Origin of the sequence: Trichlorobacter sp. (assembly GCF_030247655.1) — a bacterium.
In the GTDB taxonomy this organism is placed as follows: Bacteria; Desulfobacterota; Desulfuromonadia; order Geobacterales; family Pseudopelobacteraceae; genus Trichlorobacter.
Genome location: NZ_JAOTRZ010000247.1, coordinates 1 through 4,060 on the forward strand (window position 1 = coordinate 1; position 4,060 = coordinate 4,060).

Consider the following 4,060-nt stretch of genomic DNA (forward strand, 5'->3'; position numbering starts at 1 on the left):
ATGGTACCGTCATTAAGGAGATCCGTCGTACGATTGAGGTGGTAGGGGCAGGCGAGATGGAGGAGATTACCATCACTACTGCCAACTCCCGTATGATCATTCGAGTGCTGAACGATGAGTTCTTTGCTGCCTTTGTGCTTGGCAAGGAGGGCAATCTTGGCAAGGCTCGCTATCTTTTGCGTGCCAATGCCTTGCAACTGGTTGAGGCGGTAGGCTAGCCATGCGGATTCTGGTGCTGCATGGACCTAACCTGAACTTGTTGGGTAAAAGGGAGCCAGAAATTTATGGCACCCTGTCCCTTGATGATATCAATGGGGCCTTAGAGGCATTGGGGGCTGAGTTTGAAGCTGTGCTTGGTTTTTTTCAGTCAAACAGTGAAGGGGCCCTGGTGGATGCTATTCAGCAGGCTCCGGAGAAGTACGACGGCATTCTGATTAATCCGGCAGCCTACACCCATACCAGTGTCGCCCTGCGTGATGCCCTGGCTGCAATTGGACTTCCCTTTGTGGAAGTACACCTTTCTAATATCCACCGCAGGGAAGAGTTCCGGCACCATAGTTTTCTGGCCCCCCTCGCTTTGGGGCAGATTTGTGGTTTCGGGCTGGATAGTTACCTGCTTGGTCTGCGCGCACTTTTTAATCATATTAAAAATTAGTCTAGGGAACTCTTGGAAACTTTGGGGATTCGTGAGAATTCGGTTGAGGGGTCGCTTTCAGTTATGCTAAAAAGCAGACGCCAGAAACTGTGGCCGTTCTTTGAAGAACATGCTATTGATCTGTTGCTGATTGAGCATCCGGTCAATCTGCGCTATCTGTCCGGCTTTAGCGGTTCTGAAGGTGCGTTGTTGCTCACTCAGGAAGGCGGCTGGTTTGTCTGTGATTCCCGCTATACTGTTCAGGCTGCTAAAGAGGTTGCTGATCTTGTGTTGATTGAACAGACCCAGCGTCTGGAAGCCGTTGCGGAGCTGGTACGGCAGTCTGGCGGGTACAGGGTTGGGTTTGAGGCATCCCACACCACGGTAACCCAGCATCAGGGACTGGCAGCGCGTTTACCTGGGGTGACACTGGTAGGAGTTGGTCCTGAGCTTGATGCAGTACGCAATTGCAAGGATGCCGGTGAGCTTGAACAGATGGAGCAGATTGCAAGCCTGGCTTCGGCTTCGTTTGAGGCGGTTCTGCCGCAACTGCAGCCTGGCATACGGGAAGATACGTTTGCATTGCAACTGGAGTTTGAGATGCGCCGTCGTGGTGCGGATGGTCGCGGTTTTGATTTTATTGTGGCCTCAGGTGTTCGTGGAGCAATGCCCCATGGACGGGCATCGGACAAGAGCATTCTGTCCGGTGAATTGGTGACTATTGATTTCGGGGCCATCAAGGATGGCTATCATTCTGATGAAACAGTGACGCTGGCAGTTGGCTCAATCAATACGCGACAACAGCAACTGTATCAGACGGTGCTTGATGCCCATGATCGTGCCATTGCTTCAGTAAAACCAGGAATCACCTGTCGTGAGCTTGATGCGCTGGCCCGTGACTATATCAAGGCTCAAGGCTTTGGTGAATATTTCGGCCATGGGGTTGGCCATGGAGTTGGCCTTGATATACATGAAAAGCCGGTTATCTCACCACGTAGTGAAGCTGTAGTGGAAGAAGGAATGGTGTTTACCATTGAACCGGGCATCTATATCCCTGGTTTTGGTGGTGTACGGATTGAAGATACGGTAGCGGTTACGTCAGACGGCTGCCGCTTGCTGACCAAGGTTTCAAAGCAGCTTGTCATTGTGTAGTACTATACTGTAGCTACTAAAAGAAGGAGAATAGACATGGAAGTGAAAGACCTGAAGCAGTTGATAAAGATGATCACCGAGACCGATATTACTGAATTTGAGATGGACAATGCTGAGGAAAAAATTGTTATCAAACGTGGTCAACGCACTGAGATCGTGCAGATGGCTGCTCCTGCTTATATGCAAGCACCTGCAGCCATGACTGCGCCGGTTGCTGCTGCCCAGGCATCTGCTCCTGCAACTGCACCGGTAGCAGAGCCTGCTGGCGAAACCATTAATTCACCGATTGTCGGTACCTTCTACCGTGCAGCCTCCCCTGAATCAGCTCCGTTTGCTGAAGTTGGGCAGGTGGTTGAGAAGGGCCAGGTTATCTGCCTGGTTGAGGCGATGAAGCTTTTCAATGAGATTGAGGCTGAATACAAGTGCAAGATCGTCAAAATCTGTGTTGAAAATGCCCAGCCGGTTGAGTTTGGTCAGCCCCTCTTTGTTATCGAAAAGATCTAGGAGTAGGTAATGTTCCATAAAATTCTTATCGCCAATCGTGGCGAGATTGCCATTCGGGTTATCCGGGCCTGTAAGGAACTGGGGATCAAAACAGTGGCTGTTTATTCCACTGCTGATGCCGATTCTTTGCATGTTAAGCTGGCCGATGAATCGGTCTGTATCGGCCCGCCTCCCAGCAGTCAGAGCTACCTGAATATCAATGCCATCATCAGCGCTGCTGAGCTGACTGATGCCGAGGCAATTCACCCCGGTTATGGCTTTCTATCTGAAAATGCCAAGTTTGCCGAGATCTGCGAGCAGTGTGGCATCACTTTTATAGGTCCTTCTGCTGAAAGCATGCGGATCATGGGTGATAAAATCTCGGCACGTCAGGCTGTGATTGAGCATGGCGTACCGATCCTGCCTGGCACCAAGGAAAACGTGAAGACCGTTGATGAAGCGGTCAAGATTGCCAAGCAGATCGGTTTTCCGGTGATTATCAAGGCAACTGCCGGAGGTGGTGGTCGGGGGATGAAAATTGTTCATTCCCAGGCGACCCTGGCCAACGCCTATGCTACGGCAAAGGCAGAGGCGCAGGCAGGTTTCGGTAATCCCGATGAGTATATTGAGAAGTACTGTGTAGAGCCACGCCACGTTGAGATTCAGGTGCTGGCTGATAAGCATGGTAACTGCATCCACTTGGGTGAACGGGATTGTTCAATTCAACGTCGCCATCAGAAGATGCTTGAAGAAGCTCCTTGTCCGGTGCTGAAGCCTGAAACCCGCGCTGCCATGGGTGCTGCTGCGATCAAAGCGGCGAAGGCGGTTAACTATTCCAGTGTTGGTACGGTTGAATTCCTGCTGGATAAGAGCGGTGACTTTTACTTCATGGAGATGAATACCCGGATTCAGGTTGAGCATCCGGTCACTGAAATGGTTACAGGTGTAGACCTGATTCGTGAGCAGATCCGTTCTGCTGCCGGTTTGCCGTTGCGCTATACGCAAGAGGATATCAAGATCACCGGTCATGCCATTGAGTGCCGGATCAACGCTGAGGACCCGTTTAAATTCACTCCCTGCCCCGGCAAGATCACGGCCTATCATCAGCCTGGCGGCCTTGGGGTGCGGGTTGATTCATTTGTCTATGATCAGTACAACGTGGTTCCCCACTATGACTCCATGATCGGCAAGCTGATTGTGCATGCCGAGACCCGTGAGGATGCGATCCGCCGTATGGCTCGCGCTCTGGATGAGTATATTATTGAGGGGATCAAGACTACAATATTCTTCCATAAGCGGATCATGACGAATAAGGATTTTATTGAGGGGAATGTGGACACCTCATTCCTTGAAAAGATCGTGCTGGAGTAGGCTATGGAATTCCCGGAAGAACTCAAATATTCCAAGGAACATGTCTGGTTGAGGATTGAAGGAAACCGGGCAGTGGTGGGGATTACTGACTTTGCTCAGGAGGAACTGGGCACCATTGCTGCGGTAGAATTGCCAGAAGAAGGTGATCAGGTGGAGCAGGAGGACTCGATGGGCTCCATTGAGGCTCGCAAGACGGTTGCTGAGTTGTATGCACCAATAACCGGTACGGTGCTGGCGGTGAATGATGAGGCGCTGGATACCCCTTCATTACTGAATGATGATCCCTATGATGGTGGCTGGCTGCTTGAACTTGAACTGGAAGACCGGGATGAATTGAAGGCATTGATGTCAGCTGATGATTATGCTGATTATGTTGAAGACAAGGAAGTGTAAAACAGCTTTTTTATGTGATATAAGAAT

General features: G+C 50.7%; 5 protein-coding genes and 1 pseudogene. All 6 read left to right on the plus strand.

Annotated elements, in window-relative coordinates; translation table 11 throughout:
- Positions 1-218 (plus strand): annotated as a pseudogene (locus OEL57_RS14880) (roadblock/LC7 domain-containing protein); the annotation flags it as partial.
- A gap of 2 nt (positions 219-220) precedes the next feature.
- Entirely contained in the window at positions 221-655 is a 435-nt protein-coding gene (gene aroQ / locus OEL57_RS14885; protein ID WP_300741527.1) for a type II 3-dehydroquinate dehydratase, read from the plus strand.
- 63 nt (positions 656-718) lie between these two features.
- The gene (locus OEL57_RS14890; RefSeq protein WP_300741528.1) at positions 719-1,786 is read left to right on the plus strand and encodes a M24 family metallopeptidase; all 1,068 of its coding nucleotides are present in this window, start codon (positions 719-721) and stop codon (positions 1,784-1,786) included.
- Between the two features lie 36 nt (positions 1,787-1,822).
- Positions 1,823-2,290, plus strand: a complete 468-nt coding sequence (gene accB / locus OEL57_RS14895) for an acetyl-CoA carboxylase biotin carboxyl carrier protein (RefSeq protein ID WP_300741530.1) — start codon at positions 1,823-1,825, stop codon at positions 2,288-2,290.
- 9 nt (positions 2,291-2,299) lie between these two features.
- Positions 2,300-3,640, plus strand: coding sequence for an acetyl-CoA carboxylase biotin carboxylase subunit (gene accC, locus OEL57_RS14900; protein ID WP_300741532.1), 1,341 nt, complete (start codon positions 2,300-2,302; stop codon positions 3,638-3,640).
- Between the two features lie 3 nt (positions 3,641-3,643).
- A complete protein-coding gene (gcvH, locus tag OEL57_RS14905) occupies positions 3,644-4,033 on the plus strand; it encodes a glycine cleavage system protein GcvH (RefSeq protein ID WP_300741534.1) in 390 nt (129 codons plus the stop codon).
- Positions 4,034-4,060 lie beyond the last annotated feature (27 nt).

Bases quoted from the DNA above. Each gene is read 5' to 3' on its own strand.
- accC (WP_300741532.1), top strand. From the start codon at position 2,300: ATGTTCCATAAAATTCTTATCGCCAATCGTGGCGAGATTGCCATTCGG.
- gcvH (WP_300741534.1), top strand. From the start codon at position 3,644: ATGGAATTCCCGGAAGAACTCAAATATTCCAAGGAACATGTCTGGTTG.
- aroQ (WP_300741527.1), top strand. From the start codon at position 221: ATGCGGATTCTGGTGCTGCATGGACCTAACCTGAACTTGTTGGGTAAA.
- accB (WP_300741530.1), top strand. From the start codon at position 1,823: ATGGAAGTGAAAGACCTGAAGCAGTTGATAAAGATGATCACCGAGACC.
- OEL57_RS14890 (WP_300741528.1), top strand. From the start codon at position 719: ATGCTAAAAAGCAGACGCCAGAAACTGTGGCCGTTCTTTGAAGAACAT.